This is a genomic window from Blastomonas sp. RAC04 (assembly GCF_001713435.1).
Classification (GTDB): Bacteria; Pseudomonadota; Alphaproteobacteria; order Sphingomonadales; family Sphingomonadaceae; genus Blastomonas; species Blastomonas fulva.
The window spans coordinates 99,811-126,634 of record NZ_CP016460.1; the positions used below are offsets into that span (position 1 = coordinate 99,811).

The following is a 26,824-nucleotide window of genomic DNA, read 5'->3' on the forward strand; positions in this document are numbered from 1 at the left end:
CTCAGCCCCGGCAACGCGCGGGCTTGCGCATTTGCGGCGGACCGGTAGGACGCTGATTGAAGCAGCAGGGGCAGGATCATGGACCGCAAACTCACCTGGTATATTTTCGCAGGCATGATGCTGGGCGTCGCTGTGGGCTATGGCGTGCATATCGGCATTCCCGTGGACAATCCCTGGTTCGATTACACGACCAAGACCTTCAAGCTGCTGTCGGACATCTTCCTCAATCTGATCAAGCTGCTGGTCGCTCCGCTGGTGCTGTCGACCATCGTGGTGGGCATCGCGCATATGGGGGACAGCAGCGCGCTCGGGCGCATCGGCGTACGCGCGCTGACCTGGTTCATTACTGCCAGCTTCATCTCGATCGGCCTCGGGCTGTTGATGGTCAACCTGTTCCAGCCGGGTGTTGGCGCGCCGATCCCCGATGCTGCGGAAGCTGCCAAGATGGTGGGCGAAGTCAAGAAGCTCGATGCCTGGGAATTCACCCTGTCGATCTTTCCGAAGAACGCGCTCGAGGCGCTGGCCACCAACAACATCCTGCAGATCCTGGTGTTTGCCATCTTTGCTGGTGTCGCCCTGTCGGCGATCGGTGAAAAGGGTGCGGCGCTGGTGCGCGGATCCGAAGCGCTGGCCGAAATGATGCTGCAGATCACCGGCTATGTGATGCGCTTTGCCCCCTTTGCGGTGTTCGGCGCGATCGCCAAGGTGGTGGCGGCCAGCGGGCTGGCGATCCTGGGCACCTATTTCGAGCTGCTCGTTGAATTCTATGCCTCGCTGCTGCTGCTGTGGGTGCTGCTGTTGACCATGGGCTGGATCTTCCTGCGCGAAAAGATCTGGCAGCTGATCCGTTATATTCGCGAGCCGCTGCTGATCGCGTTCTCGACAGCCTCATCCGAGGCCGCTTTGCCCAAGATGTTCGAACAGCTCGACCGTTTCGGCGTGCCGCGCCGCATTTCCGGGTTCATGCTGCCGCTGGGGTACAGCTTCAACCTCGACGGATCGATGATGTACATGAGCTTTGCGACGATCTTCATCGCGCAGGCCTATGGCATCGATCTGTCGATCAGCTCGCAGATCCTGATCCTGCTGACGCTGATGATCAGCTCCAAGGGAATCGCCGCGGTACCCCGCGCCAGCCTGGTGGTGATCACCGGGACGCTGGCCCAGTTCGGCCTGCCGGTGGAAGGCGTGGCGATCATTCTGGCCATCGACCAGTTCCTCGACATGGGACGGACCGCTACCAACGTCGTCGGCAATGCCGTGGCGACCAGCGTGATCACCAAATGGGAAGGCATGCTGGAGCGCCCCGAGCCTGCCGAGCTGGAACTGCCCCATGCCCCGGCGCACACCCCGCACCACGGTACGCGCGGGCTCGATCTGCCCGAAGACGTTTAGCCGCCAGTCGCAGCAATACGGCCCCGGCGTCGCAAACAAAAAGGCCAGCCGTTCCGCACGACTGGCCCTTTTTGGTCATTCGGTCGAGGCGCTGATCAGTCGATCGTGACCGTCACGGCGCGGCGGTTCTGAGCCCAGGAGCTTTCGTCCGATCCCATCGCGGCGGGGCGTTCCTTGCCATAGCTGACCACGCGCAGCCGCTGCTCGCTGACGCCCAGCGAGACCAGATAGTTTTTCGCGGCGTTGGCGCGGCGTTCGCCCAGCGCGATGTTGTAATCGCGGGTGCCGCGTTCGTCGGCATGGCCTTCGATGATCGCCTGCTTGTTGGGATACTGCGCCAGCCACTGCGCCTGACTCTGCAGCGTGACCTGATCGTCGGAATCGACGTTGTAGCGATCCAGATCGAACAGGATGCGGTCGGAGCGCACCTTGGCGAGGAAATCGCGCTGGCTACCGGGGACCACGGCATCGCCGACGCCCGAATTGTCCTGACCCATGGAATTGTCGACCGCCGGACCCGGTGCGGGCGGCAGCTCGGGGGGCGCCTTCTTGGCGCATGCACCCAGAGCAATCACGGCGGTCGCCATGATCAGCGTGTTACGGACAGTTCTCATCGAGCGTCTCCTTCTTTCAAGGGGAGGAACAACGCCGCCGGGGATTTCCCGTTACAGCGCATGCTCCATGGGGGAATGGATATGCTGGACCGGTGCGACGCGGCCCGTGACGACAATACAACCCGTAACTGCGACGAAGCGTGACTCGGTTTGGCGCCGAGGTAAACCCCTTTGCCGCAAAAAGCGGCATGCAGCGCAGGTTTGGCACGGGTCACGGCAGGATCGGACCCCAGGAGGGATCGGATCCGTCGACCGGGGTGGGCAGTCGCCGCTCGTTCGAGCCGGTCAGATCGACCTGCCACACGGTCGAACTGACCGCGCCGCGCCCGGTGCGGAAGAACTGGATCACGCGTCCGTTGGGCGCCCAGGTGGGGGCCTCGTCCTGCCAGCTGTTGGTCAGCAGCCGCTCGCCGCCGCCCGATGGGCTCATCACGCCGATGCGGAAATTGCCCTGCATCTTGGTGAACGCGATAAGGTCGCCGCGCGGGCTCCATTCGGGCGTGGCATAGCGCCCGCCGCCAAAGCTGATGCGGCGCTGGTTGGAGCCATCGGCGTTCATCACATAAAGCTGCTGGCCGCCGCCCCGGTCGCTTTCGAACACGATCTGGCTGCCATCGGGCGAGAAGCTGCCGCCGACATCGATTCCCGGGCCATCGGTCAGCCGCACCGGGGTGCCGCCCTGGACCGGGATCTTGTAGATGTCGGTGTTGCCGCCGATCGCCATCGAATACAGCAGGAAGCGGCCATCGGGCGACCAGCGCGGAGCGAACGTGGGGTTGCGGCTTTGCGTGACCAGCCGCTGCCGCCCGGTGCCGACATCATAGACATAGATGCGCGGGTTGCCGTCGAGATAGCTCAGATAGGCGATCTGCTTGTAGTCGGGTGAGAAGCGCGGGGTCAGCGCGGTCGACTGGCCGTTGGTGATGAAGCGGTGGTTGGCGCCATCGGAGTCCATGATCGCGAGCCGCTTGGTGCGGTTCCCCTTGGGACCGGTCTCGGCGATATAGGCGATGCGGCTGTCGAAGAACGGGCTTTCGCCCGACAGCCGTGAATAGATCGCATCGGCGCATTTGTGCGCGGCGCGGCGCCAGTCAGCCGGTTCGACGACGAAGCCCTGCCGCGTCAGTTCGCTGCCCAGCGCGACGTCATAGAGATAGCAGCCCACGGTGATCTTGCCGTCGCCGTTCGAGCGGACGAAGCCCTGGATCAGCGCTGCGGCGCTGCGGCCCTGCCAATAGGGGAAGGTCGGCGCGGTGACCTCGTCCACGGTGATGCGCTTGACCGCGCTGCGGCCGATCGGCTTGAACAGGCCCGATCGGTCCAGATCGGAGGCGATCACGTCGCTGATCCGGTTGCCCAGATCCTCGGTGGTGCCCGCCAGCGTGGAATCGCTGCGGGGGGTGGGCAGCGCCGGGACCGCGATGATCAGGTCGGCATTGCCCGCATTGTCCACATCCACCGCCAGCTGCGCATGAGCGGGGGTGGTGAGCAAGGTCAGGCCGGTGGTGAGTACGAGGCCGAGTTTGGTGAGCGAGGTCATTCGCATGGTTTACAATCCCAGATAGAAAGTTGGTTCGATGGTCTGCCACTCGGAATAGAATTGCGGCGGGAATTTGAACGGGGCGGCGCGGCGGACCGCGGCGATGGCGCGTTCCTTGTGCAGCGCCTCCTGCGCACGGTTGCTGGCGGTCACGCCGGTAGTGACCGCGCTGGGGCTGCCGACGATGTTGCCCGATTCGTCCAGCCGCACGCTGACCCTGGTGCGCAGCTGGTCGGCATCCGCGCCGGTGGGCGGCACCCAGTGCGGCTTGACCTGGCGGAGCAATTCGCGCTGCAGCGATGCGACCACCGCGGGCCCTGCGACCGATGCGGGCGGCGTCTGCGACCGGCTGGTCGAGGCCTTGTCGGTCACCCCTTCCAGAAAATCGCTGCCGATGCGCGGCGCGCGCGGCGCCTTGGCCGCAGGCTTGGCAGCGGGACGATCGGGGCGCCTGCGATCGGAGGTATCGGCGGGCGCGGCAGGCTTGGGCTTTTCAGCCGCCTTGGGTTGCGGCTTGGCTGGCGGCGGCGGGGTGCTGCGCGCAGGCTTGGGCACCGGCGCAGGGCGCGGCTTTTCTGCGGCCTTGGGCTTGGGCGGGGAGGGACGCTCGATCGCCTTGGGCGCGGGCGGCTCGGGGCGCTTGACCGCAGGCGCAGGGGTCGGTTCGGGCTCGGGGGCAGGCTCGGCCTTTTCGATCTCGGGGGCAAGCTCGGGCGCGGTGGCCGTGGCCGCCTCGCGCGTCGGGTTGGGCGCGGTCGAGACAAGCCCCACCTCGTCGGTCAGTTGCACCGAAATCGGCTCGGTGGGCATCTTCAGCTCGCTGCGGCTGGCGATGCCCAGCGACAGCGCGCCGAACAGCGCGACATGGCCGATGACCGCAACCGATAGTCCCAGGCGTTCGCTTTTCTCCATCCCTGCCTGTTTCCAGCCTTTCGTCGCAAAAAAATGCCTATGGGCGTTCGGATGAACCCGTGGTGACCAGGGATACGCGGTTGAGGCCCGCGCGGTTCAACTCGCCCATCACCAGCATCACCTTGCCGTAATCGAGCGAGCGGTCGGCGCGCAGCATTACCTGCGGCGCATCGCCATTGTCGTCGCCGCGTTCGGCGCGGATCGCTTCCAGCGCAGCGGGCAGGTCCGCTATCGCAACCTGCGCATCATCGATGAACGGCTGGCCCTCGGCATCGAGCGAGACCTGTACCGGTTCCTTCTCCTGCTCAAGCGCGGCAGCGCGGCTGTCTGGCAGGTCGATCGGCACGCCCGCGACCAGCAAAGGCGCGGTGACCATGAAGATGATCAGCAGCACCAGCATCACATCGACGAACGGGGTGACGTTGATTTCCGCGATCGGCGCGCGCGAACGGCGCCCCCGTCCGCCGCCTGAAGGGCCAAGAGACATCGCCATCAGATCGGGTCCTTCTCGAGTTCGCGGCTGAGCTCGCCATGAAACGCATCGGCAAAGCGGAACAGCCGCCCTTCAAGCTTGTTCAGGCGATGCGAGAAGCGGTTGTAGGCGATGACCGCGGGGATTGCCGCGAACAGCCCGATGGCGGTCGCGAACAGGGCTTCGGCAATGCCCGGCGCTACGACCGCGAGCGAGCTGTTCTGTTCGGCGGCAATCGCGGTGAAGCTGCGCATGATCCCCCAGACGGTGCCGAAAAGCCCGACGAACGGCGCGACCGATCCGACCGTGGCGAGGAAGTTCAGACGATCCGCCATAGTGTCGATCTCCTGCCCCACGGTGGAGTGCATTGCGGTGGCCAGCCGCTGGCGCGCGCCATCAAGATCGGTGATCCGGCTCTTGGTGGTCCGCCGCCATTCGCCGACGCCCGATGCCAGCACCCGCGCGCTGGGAAGCTTTTCGTGGCCCCGCGCCTTGTAGAACGCATCGATATCGCCCGCCTTCCAGAAATCCTGCTCGAACCCGGTGTTGTCGCGCACGATCTTGCCGATCTTGAGGCCGAAGCTGATGATGATCGTCCAGGTCCAGATGCTGGCGAGTGCAAGGCCGATCATCACCGCCTTGACGACAAGATCCGCCTCCATGAACAGCTTGAGCGGCGACAGGGTGACGGCATCCGGTGTGAGGCCCATGGTATCGATCATAAGCGGGGTCTGTCTTTCTGGTCGGGATCGAGAATGGCGGAAAAAGCGTCCACCCAGGCGCGCGGCTGACGGATGGGGCGCCCTTCGGGATTGATGAATGCTGCGGTAACGTCTGCCTCCAGCAGTGTCTCGATAGAATCGGTGACAGATTGGCCGCGTCGGATGACTCGTTGATGAATGATGCAGGCTGCAGCGCGCAGACGTGTGATCTGGCTCATCACGACAAGGTCGTCGTCCATCTTGGCGGGACGCACGAAGCGCAGGTGCATGTCGGCCACCGCATAGACCCCGCCACCAGCATCATGCGTTCCGCGCTGGTCGACGGCCAGGCAGCGCAGCATGTCCGACCGCGCGCGCTCCATGTAGCGCAGATAGTTGGCGTGGTAGACGATGCCCGAAAAATCGGTGTCCTCGAAATAGACCCGGCAGGCGAAATAATGCGTCTGGCCCTCGAACCGGCCATTGAAGGGAATGATATCGGGCGGGATCATGACCATGGCCTTCGCTTAGAGTCTTTGCGACATCAAAGGCAAGGCTCGCGAGCCCGTGGCGACCGGAAATGCCATTTGGATGCTGCTTTTTGCGCGCGACATTGCTATGGGGCGCGGCCCGGCCTAGATTGGCTGGCCTGATTTTTTGATACCGTTTGGAGTGATGGACGTGGCGGCAAAATGGACACCGGATAGCTGGCGGACCCAAGAGGCGCGGCATATCCCGGACTATCGCGATGCCGCGGCCCTTGCCGATGCAGAAGCGACGCTGCGCAACTATCCGCCTCTGGTGTTTGCAGGTGAAGCGCGCAACCTGGAAAAGGAACTCGCGCGCGTGGCTGCCGGCGAAGCCTTCCTGCTGCAGGGCGGCGATTGCGCCGAGAGCTTTGCCGAGTTCCACCCCAACAACATCCGCGACACCTTCCGCGTCCTGCTGCAGATGGCGGTGGTGCTGACCTTCGCCTCCAAGCGCCCCGTGGTGAAGCTGGGCCGGATGGCGGGCCAGTTCGCCAAGCCGCGCTCGGCCCCGACCGAGCGGCAGGGCGATATCGAGATGCCCAGCTATTTCGGCGACAACATCAACGGCATCGAGTTCGATGCAGCGGTGCGCGAGCCCGATCCGCAGCGCATGGTCCGCGCCTATTCGCAGAGCGCAGCGACGCTCAACCTGCTGCGCGCCTTTGCCAGCGGTGGTTATGCCAGCCTGCAGCAGGTCCAGCAGTGGATGCATGATTTCATGGGCCGCAGCCCCTGGGCAGATCGTTACGCGCAGACCGCGGACCGGATCAGCGAAGCGCTCGATTTCATGCGCGCCTGCGGGATCAGCCCGGACACCGTGCCGCAGCTGCAGGCGACCAGCTTCTACACCAGCCACGAGGCGCTGCTGCTGCCGTTCGAAGAGGCGATGACCCGGCGCGATTCGCTGACCGGCGACTGGTACGACACCAGCGCGCATTTCCTGTGGATCGGCGACCGCACCCGCTTTGAAGGATCGGCGCATGTCGAGTTCCTGCGCGGCATCGGCAATCCCATCGGCATCAAATGCGGGCCAAGCCTGAGCCCCGACGCGCTGCTGAACATGCTCGACACGCTCAACCCTGCGCGCATTCCGGGCCGGATGACGCTGATCAGCCGCTTCGGGCACGACAAGGTCGAGGCGGGTCTCGCCCCGCTGGTGCGCGCGGTCAAGAAGGAGGGCCATCCGGTCATCTGGTCGTGCGACCCGATGCACGGCAACGTCGTCAAGTCCGAGAGCGGCTTCAAGACGCGTCCGTTCGAGCGGATCATGGCCGAGCTTCGCGGCTTCTTCGCGGTGCATCGCGCCGAGGGCACGCATGCCGGCGGCATTCATATCGAGATGACGGGGCAGAACGTCACCGAATGTACCGGCGGTGCGATCGCGATCACCGACGAGGCTTTGGGCGATCGCTATCACACGCACTGCGACCCGCGGCTCAACGCGGCGCAATCGCTCGAGGTCGCGTTCGAGGTGGCCGAGATGCTCAACGCCGAAGCTACCGCAGCGGCGCGGAAGGCGGCATGAGCGAACGGCGGATCATCGTGCAGAAGGAGGTCGTCCGCAACGGCGTCGGCTTCGGCAGCGCTCTTGCCATCGCGATCAGCTACACTGCGCACAAATCGGTACTCTGGGCGATCATCCACGGGTTCTTCTCGTGGTTTTACGTCGTGTATTTCCTGCTCACGCGGGACTGACGATTGCAGGTTCCCCTCCCTGGTGAGGGAGGGGCTAGGGGTGGGTCGTCCACGCTGAACGTAGCATCGGGACGCCTACCCAACCCCTCCCCGGAAGGGAGGGGAGCAAGATTGAAAACGACAAAAAGGGGCATCGCATGGCTTTCCGGACATTCATCGCCGCACTGGCCATCAGCGCCAGCCTGACCGCGCCCGCTTTCGCGCAGGATGTCGCTGTGGCCAAGACCGCGCTGGCGGGGGATTATGACCGGATCGTCAAGGAACTGATCACCATCACCGAAATCCCCGCTCCGCCGTTCGGCGAGCAGGCGCGGGCGGCGTATTTCGCCAAGGCGTTCAAGGATATGGGGCTGGCGGACGTCGCGATCGATGCGGAAGGCAACGTCACCGGGATCAGGCGCGGCACGGTGGCCCCGGGCGGCCCGCTGGTGGTGATCAGCGCGCATCTCGACACCGTCTTCCCCAAGGGGACTAATGTCACCGTGCGGCGCGAGGGCAACACGCTCAATGCGCCGGGCGTGGGCGATGACACCGTCGGGCTCACCGGAATGCTCGCCTGGATCCGCGCGATGAACGCCGCCAAGGTGCCGACCAGGCACGACATCCTGTTCGTCGGTACGGTCGGCGAAGAAGGCCCGGGCGACCTGCGCGGTGTGCGTTACCTGTTCACCAAGAGCGCCTACAAGGACCGGATCGCCGGGTTCATCTCGGTCGATGGGCCCGATCCGTCGCGCATAGTCAATCAGGCGGTCGGCTCAAAGCGCTACAACATCGCGTTTACCGGCCCCGGCGGGCACAGCTATGGCGCCTTCGGCATCGTCAACCCGATGGCGGCGATGGCCGATGCGGTCAAGCGCCTGTACGAGACCGATGTCCCCGCCAGCCCGCGCACCAGCTTTGCTGCCAGCGTCGTCTCGGGCGGCACCTCGGTCAACTCGATCCCCGACCGGATCGAGCTGCAGGTCGACATGCGCTCGCCCGATCCCAAGGCGCTCGATCGGCTGGAAAAGCGCTTCCTCGATATCGTCGATCAGGCCGTCGCGGCAGAGAATTTCGCTCGCTCGACCAATCTGGGCGAGGTCGGCGCGGAAAAGACCCGCATCGGCGACCGGCCCGCAGGCGGCACCGCCGATACGCATCCGCTGGTGGTCACCAGCCAGCGCGTGCTGGCCGAACATGGCTTCCAGACCCAGCTCCAGGCGTCGTCGACCGATTCCAACATCCCGATGAGCCTCGGCATCCCGGCGGTGACCATCGCCACCGGCGGCGGCGGCGGACGCGCGCATTCGGTGGATGAATACGTCAATGTCGAGCGCAACGCGTTCATCGGCGGTCTGTCCTCTGGGCTGGCGCTGGTGGTGGCGGTCGCCAATCTTGACTGGACCGCCAAATGATCCGCGCGCTGGGCCTGAGTGCGGCGTTGCTGCTGCTGGCGGGGTGCGCATCGCCAGTGGTGACGCGGATCGATGCGGCGGTGCCAGCACCCTTGCCTGCGCGGTCGAGCTTTGCGGTGGTGACTCCGCCCGGCGACACGACGCTCGCGCACAGGCAGGCGATCGACATGGTCAGCGCCGCGCTCACCCAGCGCGGCTGGACGATGGCCGGGTCCGCGCCGGAGGCGGGGGACCATCTGCTTTTCGTCACCCTCTCCGATCGCCCCGCCACGGCGGCGCTCAAGGCCGGGGACGATGCTGGCAAGGCGAGCGCCGTGATCGGCCCTGCGCCCGACCGCAAGACTACCAAGGGTTGCGCCAGGCGCGATCATCGCCTCGCCATCCGCCTGACCGATCGGGTCACAGGCGCCGATGTGTACTCGGGGTCGGCGGCGGAGTATCACTGCAAGGCCGCGCTCGACGAGAGCCTGCCCCACTTGGTCGCCGCGGCGCTCGATGGACTGGATGGCTCGCCCGGCCAGCGGATGGTCGAACGCGCCGGGGTGCGCTGAGGGTCGCACATTCCGCCCCCTCCAAGGTGAGGCTTTGCCGTTCTACCCCTCCAGCGGCAGCGTGATCGTGAACTCCGCACCGCCGGCTTCCGCATTCGCTCCTGCAATCGTTCCGCCATGCCGCGCCACGACGGCGGCGACATAGTTCAGGCCCAGGCCGATCCCCTTGACCTCAGCGCCCTTGCCCTCGCTGGCAAAGCGCTGGAACAGGTGCGGCAGGATGGCAGGGTCGATGCCCGGGCCATGATCGCGGATGCGGATGACCAGCGCGCCTTGTGCAGCTTCGATCTCGACCGTCACCGTGCCATTATCGGGGCTGTACTTCACCGCATTGTCGAACAGGTTTACCAGCGCGCGGAACAGGCTTTCGCGCTCGGCAGCGATGAAGGCGCAGTCGCTGGTGTCGACCACGGAAATCTTCACCCCGCGTTGCCGGGCAACCGGCCACAGGCTGTCGGCGGCTTCGCTGGCAAGATCGGCGGCGATCACCGGTTCGGGTGCGAAGGCGCGTTCCTGCATGCGGGCCAGATCGACGAAATTGTCGGCAAGAGTGAGCGTCTGCCGCGCGTGGCGGGCGATGCGCGCGCGATCGAGATCGCCCTGGTCTGTCGCGAGCAGCGCCAGGATCGCCGCCTGCGGCCCGCGCATGTCGTGCGACAGCAGCTGCAGCATCTCCTCGCGTTCGCGCCTTGCAGCGGCAATCGAGGTGATGTCGGTGAGGTAATCGACATGGCCGCGCGGACGACTGCCGGCATCGAGAATCGCGGCACGGCGCAGGACGAAGCTGCGACCGTCGCGGGTTGCGAACTCGATATGCGCCGCGCCCGGATCGGCCAGATAGCGCGCCAGCTCGGTGCGGCTCTCCTCGTCGGCGATCCCGGCGAGCAGCGTCGCGGTGCTCTGGCCCTGCATATCCGCGCCGAACGCCGCATCCGCCGCAGCGTTGGTCAGCACCACCTTGCCCGCGCCATCGCTGACCAGTGCGGGATCGGGCAGCCCCGCCAGCGTGTCGCCGACAAAGCGCCTCAGGTCGCGCAGCTGGCCGATCGCGCCGCTCAGCCGGTTGGACTGGCCGGTGACCAGATCGGCATCGGCCAGCCGTGTGTCGCCGATCGGCAGCGCCTCTTCGCGTTCCAGCCGGGCAAGCTCGCCCGCCATATAGTCGCTGGTCGCCTGCAGCCTGCGCCAGCCCCATAAGGGATAGACCAGCGCCAGCCCAAGCAGCGCCGGGCCCGGCGCGATCCACAGATTGGCGGTGAGCGCCGCGATGCTCGTGCCCAGCACCAGCACCGCCAGGCCCAAGACGAGCAAGTTGACGCTGCGCGGCCGCACCCGCCAGAAGGCGAGCAGCAGCAGCCATGCCGGGATCAGCGCCATCACCAGCGCGGCGAGCACATGCGGCTGACGCACCCAATGGCCCAACGCGCGCGCGCTGGCGATGTTGGCGTTGATCTCAACCCCGGGCATGTTGCTGCCATTCGATGTCGGCACCGGGTAGCGATCGCCCAACCCCTGCGCGGTGACGCCGATCAGCACCCTGCGCCCCGCGATCAGCGCATTGGGGACCTCGCCGCGCAGCACGCTGGCGAACGACACGGTGGCAAAGCTCTCAGACGCCGCAAAGCGCAGACGCTCGGACTCAAGGCACGATGGCCAGTTGGTGGGGGCCGCGGCCATCGTCATCAGATGCGGCAATGGGCGCGCCTGCTTGTCAGCGGCAAAGCAGAGCACCGCCGAGCGCACGGTGCCGTCGCCATCCATCTGCGTGTTGGCATGGCCGACATCGTCGGCGGCGCCGAGCAGCGCGGGCGCAGGATCGATGCGGTCGAAAGCACGGCCATCGCGCCCCGGCTGGATGAACTGGACCGGCAGATAGAGGTGATCGATCCGCACCATGGCCGCCGCCAGCACGGTGTCGTCCGCTTCGGGCTCGGACAGCAGCAGGTCGAGCGTGACCGAGGCAGGGTGCGCCTGGGCAAGCCTATCGATCAGCTGCGCATGCAGGCGGCGCGGCCAGGGCCAGCGGCCCAGCGCTTGCAGACTGGGCTCGTCGACCGCGATGATCAGGATGTCCGGGTCTGGCGGAGCCGGTGCCACCCGCATCGCCGCATCATAGAGCAGGTCGTCCGCTGAGCGGGTCCATCCGCCCAGGGTGGCGGCGATGATGATCGCCGAGGCAATCATCGCCACCACGGCCCATTCGATCTGGAACCGGCGCCGCAGAGCTGCGGTTCCGGAGCCCTTATTCATCGATGGAGAAGCTCTCGAACTCGGTCCAGTCGATGTCGGTCTCTTCGGGCGTGAAGGTCGTGGTGCCGACGCGCCACATGTACCGGCCCGGCGGCAGATCGCCCAGGATGATCGACGATCCGGTCAGCCCGGCCTCGTCGACGACGAGATTGGGTGTGTCCTGCGTGCGCAGCTGGAAATGATAGCGGCGTAGGCCATCGCCGGTGCCGATCCAGCGAAAGACATAGCCGTCCTCGCCCGCGGCGGCACCCTGGGTCGCGGTTGCCAGGCGGCGCTTGAAGGTGAACGTGCCGGGCATCCCTTCGAGCCCGGACGTCGCGATCGCGGTGAACCGCGCGAAGTAATTGCCGTTGGGCAGCGCGTCTGTCACGAATGCGGGCGAGGGGCTGGACACGTCGCCGACGATATCGACAAAGCCGCTGTCGCGCGCGATCTGCAGGCGATAGGCCCGCGCGCCGGGGACCGCCTCGACCGAGAACGCCAGCATTGGGTTGCGCTGCTTGCCGCCGCCTGTCGCCAGCGCGGGTGGAGGCAGCAACTGTTCGACCAGTATGCCGCCGCTCTTGCCGATCACCGCGCCGAACTCTGCTACCAGGCGGGTGTCGGCAGCTTTGGCCGGGCCACTGATCGCCAGCCCGCCCTCGATCAGCTCGGCGCGGGCCTGGCCCTGTTGCGCGTCATAATAGTTGCGAAAATCGGTGCCGCGCACTGCGGACACCGCGATCGGGTTGCGCAGGCGGAAGCGGTCGTCGCGGTTGCGGAACGGCGAAACCCGGCTGCGCACCCCGCCGCTTTCCAGCGCCAGTTCGTAATCGATGCTGTCGGTGATCAGCAGCTTGCGCAGCCGTGAGATCTGCAAGGCGCTGTTGGAGGGCAGGGTGATCACCGAGCCATCGCTCAGCGCCAGCGACAGCGAGGAGGCGGGGCCGGTGACCACGCGCGCGCCTTCGCCCAGGCTCTGCCCCATCGTCACAGCCTGCAATCCGCCGCCGCCTGCCGCCGAGCGCGCATCCCCGCGAAACGCGGCAACGCTGGCCGATGCGGGGCGGAACTTGAGCAGCCGGACGGGAAGGATCAGCTTGCGCGCGACAGGCAGCCGGTGCGGATCGGCGACGCGGTTGATCCGCTGCACCTGCTTCCAGTCGCCCTCGCGGATCAACCAGGCACGGCCCAGCGTGATCAGCGTATCGCCCTTGCGCACGGTATAGGTGATCGCATCATCGCCCCCCGGCTGTTGCGCCAGCGCGCGATCGGGGGCCAACGCAGCACCGCAGACCAGCGCAACGAGGAACAGCAGGCAGCATGTCAGCGATGCGCGCAGGGTCATTCGGAGGCTGAAAGGTCCTTGGCCGGGTCTATCGTTTCGAGGCGATAGCCATAGCCGAAAACGGTGAAGATGCGAAACCCGTTCTCGGGCTTCAGCGCCAGCTTGGATCGGACGCGCGAGATGTGCATGTCGAGCGTGCGGGTGGCGAGGTCCGCGCTCGTCCGCCAGATCGTTTCCATGATATAGGCGCGCGACAGCGTGCGGTCGCGGTTGCGGAACAGGAGGTCCGCAAGCTCGAATTCCTTGGCGGTCAGCGTGATCTCGAGACCCAGATGGCGGATCGTCTGCGCCATCCGGTCCAGCCGGTAGGCGCCGAATTCCGCCACCTTGTCCATGCTCGCGCTGGCGCTGGTCCGCCGCAGCACCGCTGCGATGCGCGCGGCGATGACGCTGTCTTCCTCGGGCTTGGTAATATAGTCGTCCGCGCCGGCGTTGAGCGCCTCGGTGATGTCGCGCTTGGCGGTGCGACCAGTCAACATGATGACGGGGGGTGGGTTGTCCAGCGTCTGCCGCATCCACTGGATGATCTGCAGACCATTCTTGCCCGGCATGTTCCAGTCCAGCATCACCAGATCGAACGTGTCCCGCAACAACGCCGCCGCCAGTCTTTCGCCATCGTTGAAGCGGGCGCAGATATGGCCCATGCCCGCTATGATGTGTTCCAGATAGACAAGGCTCTCGCCATCATCATCGGCTATTGCGATGCGCATAAGTTCCCCTGACTGTGCGCCCACTGAGCAGTTAACTAATCTTAAGCATGCCAAATGCCTGTTTTTACAGTGGTTGGCGAGTCCTTCGTATACGTTTTTACATAGCTTTACACCAATCCGGTGACGCCCTGCCCAAGTGCTTGTATTGCAACGAGGCAAAGGCCATGGATCCCGCCTTCAAAACATGAGGAAACCATGAAAATCAGCGCAGACCATCTGCAAGAGCTTTCCGCCACGCTTGGCTTTGCGATTCCGCACGGTGCCATCGATGTGTTCAGCCCGATCGACGGCGCGCGGGTGGCCGGTTTCGAACCTGCCGACCCTGTAACGGCGGGCGATATCGCGCAGCGCGCTGCTGCTGCGTTTGCCCAGTGGCGCACGGTCCCCGGCCCGCGCCGCGGCGAGCTGGTGCGCAGGCTCGGCGAGGAACTGCGCCGCCACAAGGCCGATCTCGGCATGCTGGTGACGCTCGATTGCGGCAAGCCCTTGTCCGAAGGGCTGGGCGAGGTGCAGGAGATGATCGACATCTGCGATTTTGCGGTCGGCCTCTCGCGGCAGCTGCACGGCCTCACGATCGCCAGCGAACGTCCCGGACACCGGATGAGCGAAACCTGGCACCCGCTGGGGCCGGTGGCGATCATCACCGCGTTCAACTTCCCGGTTGCGGTCTGGGCCTGGAACGCCGCGCTGGCGCTGGTCTGCGGCGACAGCGTGGTATGGAAGCCTTCGGAAAAGACCCCGCTCACCGCGATCGCGGTGCAGGCGCTGTTCGACCGCGTGGCAGCGGACTTCGGTCCGGACGCGCCCGAGGGACTGGCGCAACTGGTGCTCGGCGATGCGAAGGCGGGTGCAGCCTTGGTCGATCACCCCGCCATCGCATTGATCTCCGCCACCGGCAGCACCGCGATGGGGCGGATCGTAGGTCAGGCGGCGGCGAAGCGCTTTGCGCGCAGCCTGCTCGAACTCGGCGGCAACAACGCGACGGTGGTTGCGCCGAGCGCCGACATGGACCTCGCGCTCACCGGCTGCGCGTTCGGCTTCATGGGAACGACGGGCCAGCGCTGCACCTCGCTCAGGCGGCTGTTCGTCGAGCGCGAGACATATGATTCGTTCGTATCTCGGATCGTCTCGGCAGCGGCGCGGCTGCCGATCGGCGATCCGCGCGATCCTGCGCATCTGGCAGGGCCGCTGATCGACGAGGTTTCGTTTGCAGCGATGCAGGCGGCGCTTGCCGATGCCAGCGCGCTTGGGGCAACGGTGCACGGCGGCGAGCGGATCGATGGACCGGGGCAGGGCGTGTACGTCCGCCCGGCGGTAGTCGAGATGCCAGAGCAGACCGGCCCGATGCTGCGCGAAACCTTCGCGCCGATCCTCTATTGCCTGCGCTACGACACGCTGGACGAGGCGATCGAGCTCAACAATGCCGCAGCGCAGGGCCTGTCTTCGTCGATCTTCACCAACGACCTGCGCGAGGCTGAAGCCTTCGTCGCGGCGGCAGGCAGCGATTGCGGCATCGCGAACGTCAACATCGGCACCTCGGGTGCGGAAATCGGAGGCGCATTCGGCGGCGAGAAGGAGACGGGCGGCGGCCGTGAATCCGGATCGGACAGCTGGAAGGCCTATATGCGCCGCCAGACCAGCACCGTGAACTACTCCGCCGCGCTGCCGCTGGCGCAGGGGGTGACGTTCGAGTTGTGAGGGGGGTAGCCCATATATTGCGACAGCACTCACTATCCCGGTCCCCTGCGAAGGCAGGGGCCCATCACCCGACCGTTATGCTGGGTGCAAGGGCAGGAGATGGATGCCTGCCTGCGCAGGCAAGCGGGAAAGGCGGACCTGCCAAAAGCTCAAGGTTGCCATTCCGCGCTTGGGCAAAAAAGTCCTATTCTGGAAGTGGCCAGATACAGACACCTGACGTACAACCTCCGCTCATCCTGAGCCGCGGGCTTCAGCCCGCGAAGTCGAAGGACCCGCGCCCACGCTGGCGGGGTAGCGGGGCCTTCGACAAGCTCAGGCTGAGCGGAGGGGGTGGCGGCATTTGTGGCCTCGCAGAAAAAAGCTGCCTTTCGGCAAGCGACCCCTCATCGGACGTTCTCAATCCGCAGGCGCCCACCACCTGCATCTACGAAGTTTGTATCGTCCAGATGCTGGTGTGCACCGGCGATACTTTTCGAGGCGGTTTCGAGTATGAGACGGCAGAGATGGATGGCTGCGCTTTCATTCATCTGGAGCACAAACTCGTCTCCATCCAAAAACGCCTTCGCAATGGGCTCGACACCATTTTCGTCATTCTCAAGCGCTCCCAGCGCGTCGATCACGGATTGGACGTTTGGGGTCATCTTGCGTGGTCCTCGTTCGCCTTTCGCTTGTAGGTAGGGATCACATGCACCTGCAAGCGTCTGCTATCCACCCAAATCCAGCCTTTGGGCCGAGCTCAAGGTCAGCCCCAAATCCAGCCTTTGGGCCGAGCTCAAGGTCAGCCCCAAACCCGCCGCCAGCTAAACCAAGCTACCCCGCCCCAGCGCGCTCGCCATGGCCCAGTGCGAGATAGCTGTCCGACTGCATTTCCATCAGCCGCGAGATCGTGCGGTCGAATTCGAAACGGCCATCGCCGCTCGAATACAGGTCCATTGGCTGGGCATCAGCAGAAGCGATCAGCTTGACCTTCATCTCGTAGAGCGCGTCGATCAGCGTCACGAAGCGCGCGGCTTCGTTGCGGTTTTCGGGGCCCAATTGTGGAATGCCGACCAGGAACACGGTGTGATAGCGCCGGGCGATGGCGAGATAGTCGGGCGCTCCGCGGGCTTCGGTGCAGAGCTTCTTGAACGAGAACACCGCGACGCCCTTCAGCGACTTGGGCACGTGAATGCTGCGCCCGCCGCTGATCGCGACCTCGCCGCTGGGCACGTGCGCGGCATCATCGGGCGAGTAATCGGTCATGCGGAAGAAGGCTTCGCGCAGCGCGGCGGTGGCGGCGGGGCCGTTGGGGACGTGCCAGGTGTTGGTGCCGGACAATCGCTCGAGCCGATAGTCGGTCGGGCCGTTCAAGGATTGCACGTCGAGCCGCTGCTTGATCAGCGCGATGAACGGCAGGAAATGCTCGCGGTTGAGCCCGTCCTTGTAGAGGTCGTCGGGCGGGCGGTTGGAGGTGGCGACAACGGTGACGCCCGATTCGATGATCGCGGTGAACAGCCGCGACATGATCATGGCGTCCGCAGAGTTGTTGACCACCATCTCGTCGAACGCGATCAGCCGGTAATTGTCGCTGAACTGTTTGGCCACCGGCGGGATCGGGTCACCCTGCATCTTGTCGCGCTCGACCCTGAGCCGTGCGTGAATGTCCTGCATGAACTCGTGGAAGTGGACGCGGATCTTGCGCTGGATGTCGACCGATTCGTAGAACAGGTCCATCAGCATCGATTTGCCGCGCCCGACGCCGCCGAACATGTAGAGCCCGCGCACCGGCTGCGGCTGGGGCTGCATCGCCATCAGTCGCCAGAGCAGCGATCCACGCGGCGGCACGGCCTGTAGCGCATCCTGCATTGCCTGCAATCGTACCGCGGCGGCGCGCTGGTCGGGATCGGGACGCAGTTCGCCTGCGCTGACCAGCGCGTCATAGCGGGCGAGCGTGCCGGTCATGACGGTGATCCGCTGCGTGCACCCATCTTGCGACCCGGCATCTTGCGGATCGTGCCGGTATAAGCGCAGATGCTGATGCCCTGCTGCTTGACCAGTCCGCGCAGGAACAGCATCCGCCCGGTTTCCTTGATGATCTCGACCTCGCAGTCCATCGGTACGCCCACCTTGCCGGCGCCCACGAAGTGTGTGCTGAGGTCGAGCGTCACGCCCGGGCCTTCGCGCAGCGATCCGTTGAGCCGTGCGCAGACGAACATCGAGATATCCACCTGGGTCAGGATCGCGCCGCCATGGACGTTGTCGGCAAGGTTGCCTTGCAGGTGGCCGGGGACGGTGCGCACGACGACGGTGCCGTCCGCGCGCTGCATCACCGACATCGGCCCCAGAGTGCTGTTGTAGCGGCCTTTTTCTCGCAGCTCCCACCGCATCCAGCCCGGGTGGTCCGGGTCTGGTCCGAGGGCAAATTCATCAGGCAATACGCCGTCCAGAACCAAAGGCGAGTCTGCGTCCACCGGGAGAGGGACAATCAAACTGGTCAGACGTGCCGTTCGACCTGCATCTTCTTGATCTCGGCGATCGCGCGCGCGGGGTTGAGGCCCTTGGGGCAGACGTTGGCGCAGTTCATGATCGTGTGGCACCGATAGAGGCGGAAGGGATCTTCCAGCTCGTCGAGCCGCTCACCGGTCATCTCGTCGCGGCTGTCGGCGAGCCAGCGATAGGCCTGCAGCAGGATGGCGGGGCCCAGGAACTTGTCCGAGTTCCACCAGTAGCTCGGGCAGCTGGTCGAGCAGCACGCGCACAGGATGCACTCGTAAAGGCCGTCGAGCTTGGCGCGGTCGGCGGGCGACTGCAGCCGCTCCTTGCCCGAGGGCACCGGCGTCACGGTCTGCAGCCAGGGGCGGATCGAGGCATACTGCGCGTAGAAATGGCTGAAATCGGGGACCAGATCCTTGATCACGTCCATGTGCGGCAGCGGGGTGATGCGCACCTCGCCCTTGCAATCCTCGATCGCGGTGGTGCAGGCCAGGCCATTGCGGCCATTGATGTTCATCGAGCACGAGCCGCAGATCCCCTCGCGGCACGAGCGGCGGAAGGTCAGCGTCGAGTCCTGCTCGGACTTCATCTTGATCAGCGCGTCGAGCACCATCGGGCCGCAATCGTCCAGATCGATGTCGAACGTGTCGTAGCGCGGGTTCTCGCCGCTGTCGGGATCATAGCGATAGACCTTGAATTTCTTGGTCCGGCCCCCGGTCTTCGCCTGAAACGCCTGGCCCTTGCCAGTGATCTTGCTGTTCGCCGGAAGCGTAAAGGTAGCCATGGAAATCCCTCGTCAATCTGTGCGTCCAGCGCCTAGATAGACACTTTAGCGCGCAGGCTCAACGGCAGAAGGGAAGCGCGCGCGAAAAAGGTGGGATCATGGAAAATCCTCCCCTGGGGAGGGGGGCCGCGTAGCGGTGGGGGGAAGCGGGATTGCATCTGATGATCCACCAGAACGCTTCCCCTCCGTCAGCCTTTCAGGTTGCCACCTCCCCGTTCCGGGAGAGGATTGGACCTGAAATTACCCCATCAGCCCATGGCTCCGCAGGCTCTCTGCGACGATCGTCTCGATCAGCTGTTCCTGGGTCCATCCGGCGCGGACGGCGGAGCGGCCGAAGACCTTTTGCGACCACAGGTTGCAGTTGAGGTTGACCTCGAGGAAGTTGAGTTCGCCCTTGTCCTGGTCCAGCCGAAACTCGTAGCGGCCATAGTCGAACGGCACGAACTCCTGCGCGAGGTTGGCGGTGTGCCCGGCGATGGCGGCCTCGAAGGGCGAACCATCGAAGTCGACCAGTTCGTACTTGCTCGCACGTTCGACCAGATCGCGCTTTTCCCAATAGGTGCGCAGATGGGTCGGATCGGCCTGCTCGAACAGCATCATCGGCAGGATCACGGGCTTGCCGTGGATGGTCACCACCGGCACCTCGACATCGCTGCCGGTAAGGAACGGCTCGACGATCGCGTCATGGCCTTCCTCGTGGATCGCCGCCACCGCGTCGCGCACGCCGGCCCAGTCGCCCGCGTCGCGCACGCCCCAGCTCGCCGACGAGGCGTTGGGCTTGATCACCATGCGCTCGGCCATCGGGCAGAGCTTCTCGTCGACCGGGCCGCCCTTGCGATAGATCGCCCAGTCGGCCGTCGGCAACCCGCGCGCGCGCGCCACCAGCTTGGAGAGATGCTTGTCATCGGACAGGCCGCGCAGGATCGGGCTGCCGCCGAGATAGGGCAGGTTCCTGCGGTTGCACAGCAAGGGCACCAGCATCTCGGAATTGACGAACCCGCCGCGGTTGAGCAGCGAGAAGACAAAGTCGACCTCAGGCGGATCGAACAGCATCGCGTACTGGTTGCCCACCTGCAGATTGTCGAATAGCCCTTCCAGGATGGTGCGCACCTCGTTGTGGTAGACCGCGTGGTTGCCGTCCTCGGGATGCAGCGAGCCATCGCCCAGCGCATGCTTGGCGAGGAACAGGACCTTCAGCGTTTCGCGCGCCTTGGCATCGATGGTGAGCGGGGCAGGGTATTGGGTCACTGAAAAGGCACACTTTCGTTGTTCATCCGGGGGCCAGCAGCCCGGGCCGGGGTTCCTTCAGGCAGGGCGAATGACCCAAGACAACTTGCCATTGCGGCCAACACCCCTATAGGCGCGCCCATATCCGCTTCGGGGGCGCAGCGAAAGTACCGTTTGATGGAACACGAACCAAACAAGGCTGTAAGCCACCTTCTGACGCTGGGCGGAGACGAGCGTATCGTCCCGGCGCATGTTGATGGCACCAACAAATATCACTCCTCGCCGTTCCCGCGGCAGACGGTGACCTATGCATCATCGACCGCGAACGACATTTCGGCGCCGGCGTTCGAGCACCTCATCGCATTCGTCGCGCACAACGGTATCACCCCGGACATGGCAGGCGCCGATTATGCGCGGCATCTCGATGCAGTGCGCGAGCGGCTCGCCAGGGCCTACAGCCTGCCATCGGGCACCGACATCGCCTTTTCCGCATCGGGCACCGACCTTGAATACATTGCGCTGCAGGCCTTTGCCGGGCGCGCGCGCGGCGGCATCCACAATGTACTGCTGGGCGCGGACGAGGTCGGCAGCGGTTGCATCCTGAGCGCGCACGGCCAGTATTTCGCCGCACAGACGGCCCTGGGTGTACCGACGACCAAGGGCACGCCGGTGCCGGGGCTGGCGCCTGTGTCGCTCACCGAAATTTCGGTACGCAACGGCTTTGGTGATGCCTTCGACAGCGGCGTTATCGTCGCTGGCATGCGCAGCGAGATCGAGCGCGCGCTGGCGAACGATCAGTTCCCGCTGCTGCACGTGGTGCACGGGTCGAAGACGGGGCTTATCCTGCCGCATCTCGACGACATCGACGCGCTGATCGCGCGCTATGGCGATGGCATCGGCTTTGTCGTCGACGCGTGCCAGGCGCGGATCACCAGCGCGGCGATCGCGGCGTATCTGACGCGCGGCGCAGTGGTGCTGCTCACCGGATCCAAGTTCATGGGCGGGGCGCCGTTCTCGGGCTTCGCGCTGGTTCCGCAGGCGATCGCCGCGCGCATCGCACCGCTGGGTGAGGGGATGGCGACGATCTTCCGCCGTGCAGAACTGCCAGCCCGCTGGGCGGGTGCCGATCAGCTCCCCGATGGCGGCAATGCCGGGCTCACGGTGCGTCTCGAGGCGGCGCTGTTCGAACTCGAGCGCTTTCAGGCGCTAGCGTTCAGCGATGTCGCCCGGATTATCGAACTGTTCCGCACCGCATCGCTGCAATTGGTGGAGCGCATCGGCGGGGCGCGGGTGCTGCCCTATCCGATTGGGGATCGCGAGCAGGCGGGCAGCCACCCGATCGAGATGCGCACGCTGACCACGATAGACCTCAGCGGCGAAAGCGGCGCGATCGATTTCGAAGGTGCCACCGCGATCCAGATGGCGATGATGGGGGCGTCGGTGCGGCTGGGTCAGCCGGTCAAATGCGCGCGGTTCCAGGGGCTGGACATGGCGGGCAAGGTCCGCGGGACGCTGCGCGTGGGGATTTCCATGCCGCAGATCGTGGCGCTGGCCGCGCTGCCCGCCGATGCTGCCGAACGCGCGTTGGCACAGGACATGGACGCGATCGCACAGGCGTTCGGCACGGCGCGCGTTGCGCTGGGCTGACGCCTTGCCCGGCCCGATGGGCTGAAATCATGAATTGAAATGCGATCATCGGCGGTCGTTCCCGGATATGTCCGGGAACGACCGCCAATCGATCATTTGTACCTCAGGCTCAGTTGCCGAAGGTGCGCTGCCACCAGCCGCGACGCGTCGGCTCGTTGCTGTCTGCGGCGGGCTGGCCAGCCGCAGGAGCCGCCTGAGCTACCGGCTGTGCGTCCGCATCATCCGCAGCCTTGGCCGCAGGCGCGGTGTCTGTCACCGCTTCGGACGGCGCTTCGGCCTTGGGCGCAGCCTTTTTGCGGGGTGCGCGCTTGGGCTTGGGCTTGGCTTCCGCTTCCGGTGCGGCTTCCGCGTCGGTCTCGGATGCTGCAGCAGCTTCGGGCTCTGCGGCAACCTCGGTCGCAGCTTCTGCTTCGGCTGCCGGCTTCTTGGCGCGAGACTTTCGCTTGGGCTTGGGCTTCTCGGCAGGCGCTTCAGCGGCGTCTTCGGTCTCGGGTGCAGCATCCGCGATCGCGACATCGGCATTGGCCGGTGACGCTTCGATCATGGGTGCAGCCTCGTCGGCCGATGCACCGCCGGCTTCGGCATCGCTCGATGCCTCGTCCGATGCATCGCCGCCCGTATCACCTTCGCCGCCCTTGCGGGCACGACCACCGCGACGACCGCGCCGCGCACGGCGGGGCTTGGCTTCGCCGCCATCGTCCGTGGCAGTGGTCGCCTCGTCTGTGCCGGTGTCTTCGCGCTGGTCGTCGGTTTCACCCGTTGCCTCGGCGCCGGCTTCGCTGGCGAAATCCGCCTCGTTGCCATTGTCGTATGAGGCTTCGGTCTGAACCGGCTGGCCGTTTTCGTCGAGAGCGGTGTCGCCATCGCGCTTGCCGCGCTTGCCGCGACGGCGGCGGCGCCGCTTGGAGCGACCGCCTTCGCCTTCCTCGGCCGTGCGCTGCGAAGGCGCGCGTTCGGTCCGCTCTTCGCCATCTGCGCGTTCGGGGCGGTCAGCACGTTCGGGACGGTCTGCCCGCTCGCCACGCTCGGAGCGATCACCGCGATCACCACGGTTGCCGCGATTTCCGCGATCACCCCGGCCGCGCCGCGGCGCTGCTTCTTCCTCTTCTTCGATCTCGTCGATATCGTCTTCGATTTCCTCGTCGTCATCGTCGTCGATGATCGGCTGGAAGGTCACGGTCTTTTCCGGACGCGGGCCGCTGGCGGTCACTTCCATCTTCGCGCCTTCATTCTCCCCATTGGGCAGAATTTCGATGCGCACGCCGAAGCGTTCCTCGATCTCGGCGAGATCGCGGCGCTTGTTGTTGAGCACGTAGATCGATGCTTCCTGGCTGGTGCGCAGCGTGATCAGGCTGCCATGGCCGCGCGCGGCCTCTTCTTCCAGCAGACGCAGCGCCGACAGGCCCGCCGACGATGCGGTCCGCACCAGGCCGGTGCCGTCGCAATGCGGGCAGGTGCGGGTCGATGCCTCGAGCACGCCGGTGCGCAGGCGCTGGCGGCTCATTTCCATCAGGCCGAAGCCCGAGATGCGCCCGACCTGGATGCGCGCACGGTCGCTCTTCAGCGCATCGCGCATGGCCTTCTCGACCTTGCGGACGTTGTTGCCATATTCCATGTCGATGAAATCGATGACGACAAGGCCAGCCATGTCGCGCAAGCGCAACTGACGGGCGATTTCGCGCGCGGCCTCGAGGTTGGTGCTGAGCGCGGTCTGCTCGATGCCGTGTTCCTTGGTGGAACGGCCCGAGTTGATGTCGATCGAAACGAGCGCTTCGGTCGGGTTGATCACCAGATAGCCGCCCGATTTGAGCTGGACGACCGGTTCGTACATCGCCGACAATTGGTCCTCGGCGCCGTAACGCTGGAACATCGGCACCGGGTCGGCATAGCTCTTCACCCGGCGCGCATGGCTGGGCATCAGCAGCTTCATGAAGTCCTTGGCGGCGCGGTACCCCGCTTCGCCTTCGACCAGCACTTCCTCGATATCCCGGTTGTAGATGTCGCGGATCGCGCGCTTGATCAGATCGCTGTCCGAGTGGATGATCTCGGGCGCCGACGCCTTCAGCGTCTTTTCGCGGATTTCGTCCCACAGGCGTGCGAGATAGTCGAAGTCGCGCTTGATCTCGGGCTTGGTGCGCGAAAGGCCGGCGGTGCGCACGATGCAGCCCATCGTGGTGGGCAGCTTCATCTCGGCGATGATTGTCTTCAGACGCTTGCGGTCCGACGCGTTCGAGATCTTGCGGCTGATGCCGCCGCCGTGCGCGCTGTTGGGCATGAGCACGCAATAGCGGCCTGCGAGCGAGAGATAGGTGGTGAGCGCGGCGCCCTTGTTGCCGCGTTCTTCCTTGACGACCTGCACCAGCATCACCTGGCGACGCTGGATGACGTCCTGGATCTTGTAGCGGCGACGCAGCGCCATGCGGTTGGTGCGCGCCTCGTCGCTGGCCTTGGCCTTGCCGCCACGGCCATCGCGACGCTTGCGGCGACCCGAATTGCGGCCGTTGCCGTTGCCTTCGCCATCGCTCTCGCGCGCGTCCTCGGCGTTTTCGCCTTCGGAGTCGGACTCGCCGTCGCCTTCGCTCTCGCCATCGCTGTCACCCGACAGGGTTTCGGCGACGATGGGCTCGTCATCGGCTTCGATCAGGCCGTCGTCGGACAGGCCGTCATTGTAGTCGGTGTCCTCGCCATGACCCGCGGCATCATCGGCCTCTTCCTCGGCAGCAAGCGCGTCGGCTTCTTCCTTGGCGTGACGGGCTTCTTCCGCGAGCAGGGCAATCTTGTCCTCGCGTGGAATCTGGTAGTAGTCGGGATGGATTTCCGAAAAGGCGAGGAAGCCGTGGCGGTTGCCGCCATAATCGACAAACGCTGCCTGCAGCGAAGGTTCGACCCGTGTTACCTTGGCAAGGTAGATATTGCCCTTGATCTGCTTGTGTTCGGCAGATTCGAAATCGAATTCCTCAATCCGGTTTCCCTTGAGCACCGCCACCCGGGTTTCTTCCTGGTGGCGCGCATCGATCAACATGCGCGTTGTCATTCAATATTCTCCGTGCGCGCGCACCGGGCGGAACCGGCCGGGTCGCTGCGCTTCTGTTTGTTAGGGCGCTGCCACCCCGGAGATCCGGGGCGTTGCGCAAACTGGTTGTTGCAAGAAGGATTGTGTCTGCTTCACAGGTTCGCAGGGCGTCAAGCGCACTGGCCGCAACACTTTTCCGCAGCCAACCGCCCGAAAGCGGGGTCGCGGAAAAGGCGGTATTCAAACCCATAAAGCGTCAACCTGATGATACGGCACCGGGGGCGAAATGCGTCCGCAATGCTGTCATTGAATGCGGGCATGGCGTGTTAAGCCAATGAGCCGCATAGCTTTGCTAGCATCGCTTTGTGAATACAGCAACAAAAAGCTCGTCAAGGCGGGGAGCCGGCTAATATTGCAACGCACAATCGCACGTGCGCCATCTGATCATGCAGCATCCCGCGCAATCATGCTGAAATTCCTGTTAACCAGATCGTTTCACAGGGTTTTTCCCGCTTAACCCTAATCCTGCCTTCATCAAGCACACAGGCAGGAATCCGGGGAACATGAAATTGCACTGGACCGGACAATCGCGCCGGGGGCATAAGAGGCGCATGCTGTGGCTCACCTCCATCTGCGCGTCGATGGCATGTGCCCTGCCCGCGCAGGCGGGCGAGGTGTCCGATGTCGAGGTGCGCGCCAACCAGGTCGTGCTCCACTTCAACGATGTCATCGAAAGCGCGAGCAGCTTCGTGCTGAGCGGGCCCGACCGCATCGCCATCGATGTGAAGGGCGCGACCGCAGGATCGCGCGCGCTCAACCAGACCGGGCTGTTCCGCACCGTGCGCATGGCACAGTATGACAACGACACCGCGCGGATCGTGCTGGATCTCGATCGGCCCGCAATGATCAGTTCGGGCACCTTCTCCGAAGATGGCCGCAGCCTCACGCTCTCTGTGGCAGAGGTGGGCTCGTCGCAATTGCGCGGCGTGCTTTCCGCCTCGCGCCAGTCGTTCGTGCCGCCCGCGCAGTTTCGCGCGGAGCCGCCGCCGCGCCGCTACAGCGTGCGCATCCCTTTGCCCAAGCCCGCCAAGGCACCGCCGCTGCCCAGGATCGAAGGGCCCAACGACAAGTCCCGCCCGCTGGTGGTGATCGATGCGGGGCACGGCGGGCATGACCCCGGCGCGATCAGCCCGCACGATGGCACGCACGAAAGCAAGGTCACGCTGCAGATCGCCAAGGCCATCCGCGACGAACTGCTCAAGAGCGGGCGGGTGCGGGTGGCGCTGACCCGCGACAGCGACAGCTTCCTGGTGCTGCAGGAACGCTATGGCATCGCGCGGCGGCTGGGGGCGGACCTGTTCATCTCGGTGCATGCCGACGCTGCGGCCTCGCAGACCGCGCGCGGCGCGACGATCTATACGTTGTCCGAGGTTGCCTCCGATCGCGAGGCCGCCCGGCTTGCGGCGCGCGAGAACAAGGCGGATATCCTCAACGGGGTGAACCTGGCCGATGCACCCTCCGATGTCTCGTCGATCCTGATCGATCTGACCCAGCGCGAGACGATGAACCTGTCGGCAGACTTTGCCCGGCTGTTGCGGCGCGAGGGTGACGACAAGATGAACTTCCGCACCGATTCCCACCGCTTCGCCTCGCTGATGGTGCTCAAGGCCCCCGATGTCCCTTCGGTGCTGCTCGAGACGGGCTATGTCAGCAATGCCGACGATGTCGCCTTGCTCAATTCGTCGGGTTATCGCCGCCGGATCGCGGAGTCGGTCAGCCAGGCGATCACGGTGTTCTTCGCCCGCAAGCTGGCGTCGCGCTGAGGGCATTACACCCCGCTTCCGTCATTCCCGCGAAGGCGGGAATCCCGCTTTTGCTCGCCGTGACGCATG

23 protein-coding genes are annotated in these 26,824 nt (G+C 65.2%); 8 read left to right on the top strand and 15 right to left on the bottom strand.

What is annotated here, in order from left to right:
• Positions 1–78: 78 nt before the first annotated feature.
• On the top strand, positions 79–1,395 hold the full coding sequence (locus BSY18_RS01415; protein WP_069049412.1) for a dicarboxylate/amino acid:cation symporter: 1,317 nt from the start codon (positions 79–81) through the stop codon (positions 1,393–1,395).
• Between the two features lie 95 nt (positions 1,396–1,490).
• On the opposite strand, the gene pal is transcribed toward BSY18_RS01415, so the two are convergent.
• From pal to BSY18_RS01445, 6 genes are all read right to left on the bottom strand, one after another.
• Positions 1,491–2,009 carry a peptidoglycan-associated lipoprotein Pal gene (gene pal / locus BSY18_RS01420; RefSeq protein ID WP_171900156.1) on the bottom strand — a complete coding sequence of 173 codons (519 nt, stop codon included), beginning with the start codon at positions 2,007–2,009 and terminating at the stop codon, positions 1,491–1,493.
• A 211-nt stretch (positions 2,010–2,220) separates the two neighbouring features.
• The gene (tolB, locus tag BSY18_RS01425) at positions 2,221–3,555 is read right to left on the bottom strand and encodes a Tol-Pal system beta propeller repeat protein TolB (protein ID WP_150126179.1); all 1,335 of its coding nucleotides are present in this window, start codon (positions 3,553–3,555) and stop codon (positions 2,221–2,223) included.
• 3 nt (positions 3,556–3,558) lie between these two features.
• A complete protein-coding gene (locus BSY18_RS01430) occupies positions 3,559–4,461 on the bottom strand; it encodes a hypothetical protein (RefSeq protein ID WP_054133416.1) in 903 nt (300 codons plus the stop codon).
• Between the two features lie 37 nt (positions 4,462–4,498).
• Positions 4,499–4,954: an ExbD/TolR family protein gene (locus BSY18_RS01435; protein ID WP_069049414.1), complete on the bottom strand. Its 456-nt coding sequence runs from the start codon at positions 4,952–4,954 to the stop codon at positions 4,499–4,501.
• A complete protein-coding gene (gene tolQ, locus BSY18_RS01440) occupies positions 4,954–5,655 on the bottom strand; it encodes a protein TolQ (protein WP_054133414.1) in 702 nt (233 codons plus the stop codon). Before tolQ ends, BSY18_RS01435 begins: the two co-directional genes overlap by 1 nt.
• Positions 5,652–6,152: a YbgC/FadM family acyl-CoA thioesterase gene (locus BSY18_RS01445; protein WP_069049415.1), complete on the bottom strand. Its 501-nt coding sequence runs from the start codon at positions 6,150–6,152 to the stop codon at positions 5,652–5,654. The genes tolQ and BSY18_RS01445 overlap by 4 nt, the downstream gene beginning before the upstream one ends.
• Positions 6,153–6,315: 163 nt before the next feature.
• Here BSY18_RS01445 and BSY18_RS01450 point away from each other — a divergent pair, with 163 nt between their 5' ends.
• From BSY18_RS01450 to BSY18_RS01460, 4 genes are all read left to right on the top strand, one after another.
• Complete coding sequence (locus tag BSY18_RS01450) at positions 6,316–7,689, top strand: class II 3-deoxy-7-phosphoheptulonate synthase (protein ID WP_054133671.1); 1,374 nt, start codon at positions 6,316–6,318, stop codon at positions 7,687–7,689.
• Positions 7,686–7,859, top strand: a complete 174-nt coding sequence (locus tag BSY18_RS21205; RefSeq protein ID WP_023837985.1) for a hypothetical protein — start codon at positions 7,686–7,688, stop codon at positions 7,857–7,859. The genes BSY18_RS01450 and BSY18_RS21205 overlap by 4 nt, the downstream gene beginning before the upstream one ends.
• A 137-nt stretch (positions 7,860–7,996) precedes the next feature.
• A complete protein-coding gene (locus tag BSY18_RS01455; RefSeq protein ID WP_069049416.1) occupies positions 7,997–9,253 on the top strand; it encodes a M20/M25/M40 family metallo-hydrolase in 1,257 nt (418 codons plus the stop codon).
• Positions 9,250–9,804: a hypothetical protein gene (locus BSY18_RS01460; protein WP_069049417.1), complete on the top strand. Its 555-nt coding sequence runs from the start codon at positions 9,250–9,252 to the stop codon at positions 9,802–9,804. Before BSY18_RS01455 ends, BSY18_RS01460 begins: the two co-directional genes overlap by 4 nt.
• 42 nt (positions 9,805–9,846) lie before the next feature.
• On the opposite strand, the gene BSY18_RS01465 is transcribed toward BSY18_RS01460, so the two are convergent.
• Genes BSY18_RS01465 through BSY18_RS01475 form a run of 3 tightly spaced genes read right to left on the bottom strand, consistent with a single transcriptional unit; the run spans position 9,847 to position 14,091 of the window.
• Complete coding sequence (locus BSY18_RS01465; protein ID WP_069049418.1) at positions 9,847–12,054, bottom strand: CHASE2 domain-containing protein; 2,208 nt, start codon at positions 12,052–12,054, stop codon at positions 9,847–9,849.
• Entirely contained in the window at positions 12,047–13,381 is a 1,335-nt protein-coding gene (locus BSY18_RS01470) for a FecR domain-containing protein (protein WP_069049419.1), read from the bottom strand. Before BSY18_RS01470 ends, BSY18_RS01465 begins: the two co-directional genes overlap by 8 nt.
• Positions 13,378–14,091, bottom strand: a complete 714-nt coding sequence (locus tag BSY18_RS01475) for a response regulator transcription factor (protein WP_069049420.1) — start codon at positions 14,089–14,091, stop codon at positions 13,378–13,380. The genes BSY18_RS01470 and BSY18_RS01475 overlap by 4 nt, the downstream gene beginning before the upstream one ends.
• 195 nt (positions 14,092–14,286) lie before the next feature.
• Between BSY18_RS01475 and amaB the strand changes: the two genes are divergently transcribed.
• Positions 14,287–15,789, top strand: coding sequence for an L-piperidine-6-carboxylate dehydrogenase (gene amaB, locus BSY18_RS01480; RefSeq protein WP_069049421.1), 1,503 nt, complete (start codon positions 14,287–14,289; stop codon positions 15,787–15,789).
• Between the two features lie 383 nt (positions 15,790–16,172).
• Here amaB and BSY18_RS20875 read toward each other — a convergent pair whose 3' ends face one another.
• From BSY18_RS20875 to BSY18_RS01505, 5 genes are all read right to left on the bottom strand, one after another.
• Positions 16,173–16,430, bottom strand: a complete 258-nt coding sequence (locus tag BSY18_RS20875; RefSeq protein WP_150126180.1) for a hypothetical protein — start codon at positions 16,428–16,430, stop codon at positions 16,173–16,175.
• Positions 16,431–16,599: 169 nt separating this feature from the next.
• The gene (gene zapE, locus BSY18_RS01490) at positions 16,600–17,730 is read right to left on the bottom strand and encodes a cell division protein ZapE (protein ID WP_069049423.1); all 1,131 of its coding nucleotides are present in this window, start codon (positions 17,728–17,730) and stop codon (positions 16,600–16,602) included.
• A complete protein-coding gene (locus BSY18_RS01495; protein ID WP_069049424.1) occupies positions 17,727–18,155 on the bottom strand; it encodes a PaaI family thioesterase in 429 nt (142 codons plus the stop codon). The genes zapE and BSY18_RS01495 overlap by 4 nt, the downstream gene beginning before the upstream one ends.
• 107 nt (positions 18,156–18,262) lie before the next feature.
• Positions 18,263–19,045 carry a succinate dehydrogenase iron-sulfur subunit gene (locus BSY18_RS01500; RefSeq protein WP_054133405.1) on the bottom strand — a complete coding sequence of 261 codons (783 nt, stop codon included), beginning with the start codon at positions 19,043–19,045 and terminating at the stop codon, positions 18,263–18,265.
• A 240-nt stretch (positions 19,046–19,285) separates the two neighbouring features.
• On the bottom strand, positions 19,286–20,293 hold the full coding sequence (locus tag BSY18_RS01505) for a phosphoribosylglycinamide synthetase (RefSeq protein ID WP_069049425.1): 1,008 nt from the start codon (positions 20,291–20,293) through the stop codon (positions 19,286–19,288).
• Between the two features lie 156 nt (positions 20,294–20,449).
• Between BSY18_RS01505 and BSY18_RS01510 the strand changes: the two genes are divergently transcribed.
• A complete protein-coding gene (locus BSY18_RS01510; RefSeq protein ID WP_069049426.1) occupies positions 20,450–21,919 on the top strand; it encodes a hypothetical protein in 1,470 nt (489 codons plus the stop codon).
• Between the two features lie 109 nt (positions 21,920–22,028).
• On the opposite strand, the gene BSY18_RS01515 is transcribed toward BSY18_RS01510, so the two are convergent.
• The gene (locus BSY18_RS01515) at positions 22,029–24,953 is read right to left on the bottom strand and encodes a ribonuclease E/G (RefSeq protein WP_069049427.1); all 2,925 of its coding nucleotides are present in this window, start codon (positions 24,951–24,953) and stop codon (positions 22,029–22,031) included.
• Between the two features lie 590 nt (positions 24,954–25,543).
• Here BSY18_RS01515 and BSY18_RS01520 point away from each other — a divergent pair.
• The gene (locus BSY18_RS01520; protein ID WP_236823426.1) at positions 25,544–26,755 is read left to right on the top strand and encodes an N-acetylmuramoyl-L-alanine amidase; all 1,212 of its coding nucleotides are present in this window, start codon (positions 25,544–25,546) and stop codon (positions 26,753–26,755) included.
• Positions 26,756–26,824 lie beyond the last annotated feature (69 nt).

What these genes read in the sequence shown, in the direction of transcription:
- BSY18_RS01465 (WP_069049418.1), bottom strand. Translation starts at nt 12,054, where the DNA reads ATGAATAAGGGCTCCGGAACCGCAGCTCTGCGGCGCCGGTTCCAGATC.
- BSY18_RS21205 (WP_023837985.1), top strand. Translation starts at nt 7,686, where the DNA reads ATGAGCGAACGGCGGATCATCGTGCAGAAGGAGGTCGTCCGCAACGGC.
- BSY18_RS01455 (WP_069049416.1), top strand. Translation starts at nt 7,997, where the DNA reads ATGGCTTTCCGGACATTCATCGCCGCACTGGCCATCAGCGCCAGCCTG.
- BSY18_RS01445 (WP_069049415.1), bottom strand. Translation starts at nt 6,152, where the DNA reads ATGGTCATGATCCCGCCCGATATCATTCCCTTCAATGGCCGGTTCGAG.
- BSY18_RS20875 (WP_150126180.1), bottom strand. Translation starts at nt 16,430, where the DNA reads ATGACCCCAAACGTCCAATCCGTGATCGACGCGCTGGGAGCGCTTGAG.
- BSY18_RS01515 (WP_069049427.1), bottom strand. Translation starts at nt 24,953, where the DNA reads ATGACAACGCGCATGTTGATCGATGCGCGCCACCAGGAAGAAACCCGG.
- BSY18_RS01460 (WP_069049417.1), top strand. Translation starts at nt 9,250, where the DNA reads ATGATCCGCGCGCTGGGCCTGAGTGCGGCGTTGCTGCTGCTGGCGGGG.
- tolQ (WP_054133414.1), bottom strand. Translation starts at nt 5,655, where the DNA reads ATGATCGATACCATGGGCCTCACACCGGATGCCGTCACCCTGTCGCCG.
- BSY18_RS01520 (WP_236823426.1), top strand. Translation starts at nt 25,544, where the DNA reads ATGCTGTGGCTCACCTCCATCTGCGCGTCGATGGCATGTGCCCTGCCC.
- BSY18_RS01510 (WP_069049426.1), top strand. Translation starts at nt 20,450, where the DNA reads ATGGAACACGAACCAAACAAGGCTGTAAGCCACCTTCTGACGCTGGGC.
- tolB (WP_150126179.1), bottom strand. Translation starts at nt 3,555, where the DNA reads ATGCGAATGACCTCGCTCACCAAACTCGGCCTCGTACTCACCACCGGC.
- BSY18_RS01435 (WP_069049414.1), bottom strand. Translation starts at nt 4,954, where the DNA reads ATGGCGATGTCTCTTGGCCCTTCAGGCGGCGGACGGGGGCGCCGTTCG.
- BSY18_RS01495 (WP_069049424.1), bottom strand. Translation starts at nt 18,155, where the DNA reads ATGCGGTGGGAGCTGCGAGAAAAAGGCCGCTACAACAGCACTCTGGGG.
- amaB (WP_069049421.1), top strand. Translation starts at nt 14,287, where the DNA reads ATGAAAATCAGCGCAGACCATCTGCAAGAGCTTTCCGCCACGCTTGGC.
- BSY18_RS01415 (WP_069049412.1), top strand. Translation starts at nt 79, where the DNA reads ATGGACCGCAAACTCACCTGGTATATTTTCGCAGGCATGATGCTGGGC.
- BSY18_RS01500 (WP_054133405.1), bottom strand. Translation starts at nt 19,045, where the DNA reads ATGGCTACCTTTACGCTTCCGGCGAACAGCAAGATCACTGGCAAGGGC.
- BSY18_RS01470 (WP_069049419.1), bottom strand. Translation starts at nt 13,381, where the DNA reads ATGACCCTGCGCGCATCGCTGACATGCTGCCTGCTGTTCCTCGTTGCG.
- pal (WP_171900156.1), bottom strand. Translation starts at nt 2,009, where the DNA reads ATGAGAACTGTCCGTAACACGCTGATCATGGCGACCGCCGTGATTGCT.
- BSY18_RS01475 (WP_069049420.1), bottom strand. Translation starts at nt 14,091, where the DNA reads ATGCGCATCGCAATAGCCGATGATGATGGCGAGAGCCTTGTCTATCTG.
- zapE (WP_069049423.1), bottom strand. Translation starts at nt 17,730, where the DNA reads ATGACCGGCACGCTCGCCCGCTATGACGCGCTGGTCAGCGCAGGCGAA.
- BSY18_RS01430 (WP_054133416.1), bottom strand. Translation starts at nt 4,461, where the DNA reads ATGGAGAAAAGCGAACGCCTGGGACTATCGGTTGCGGTCATCGGCCAT.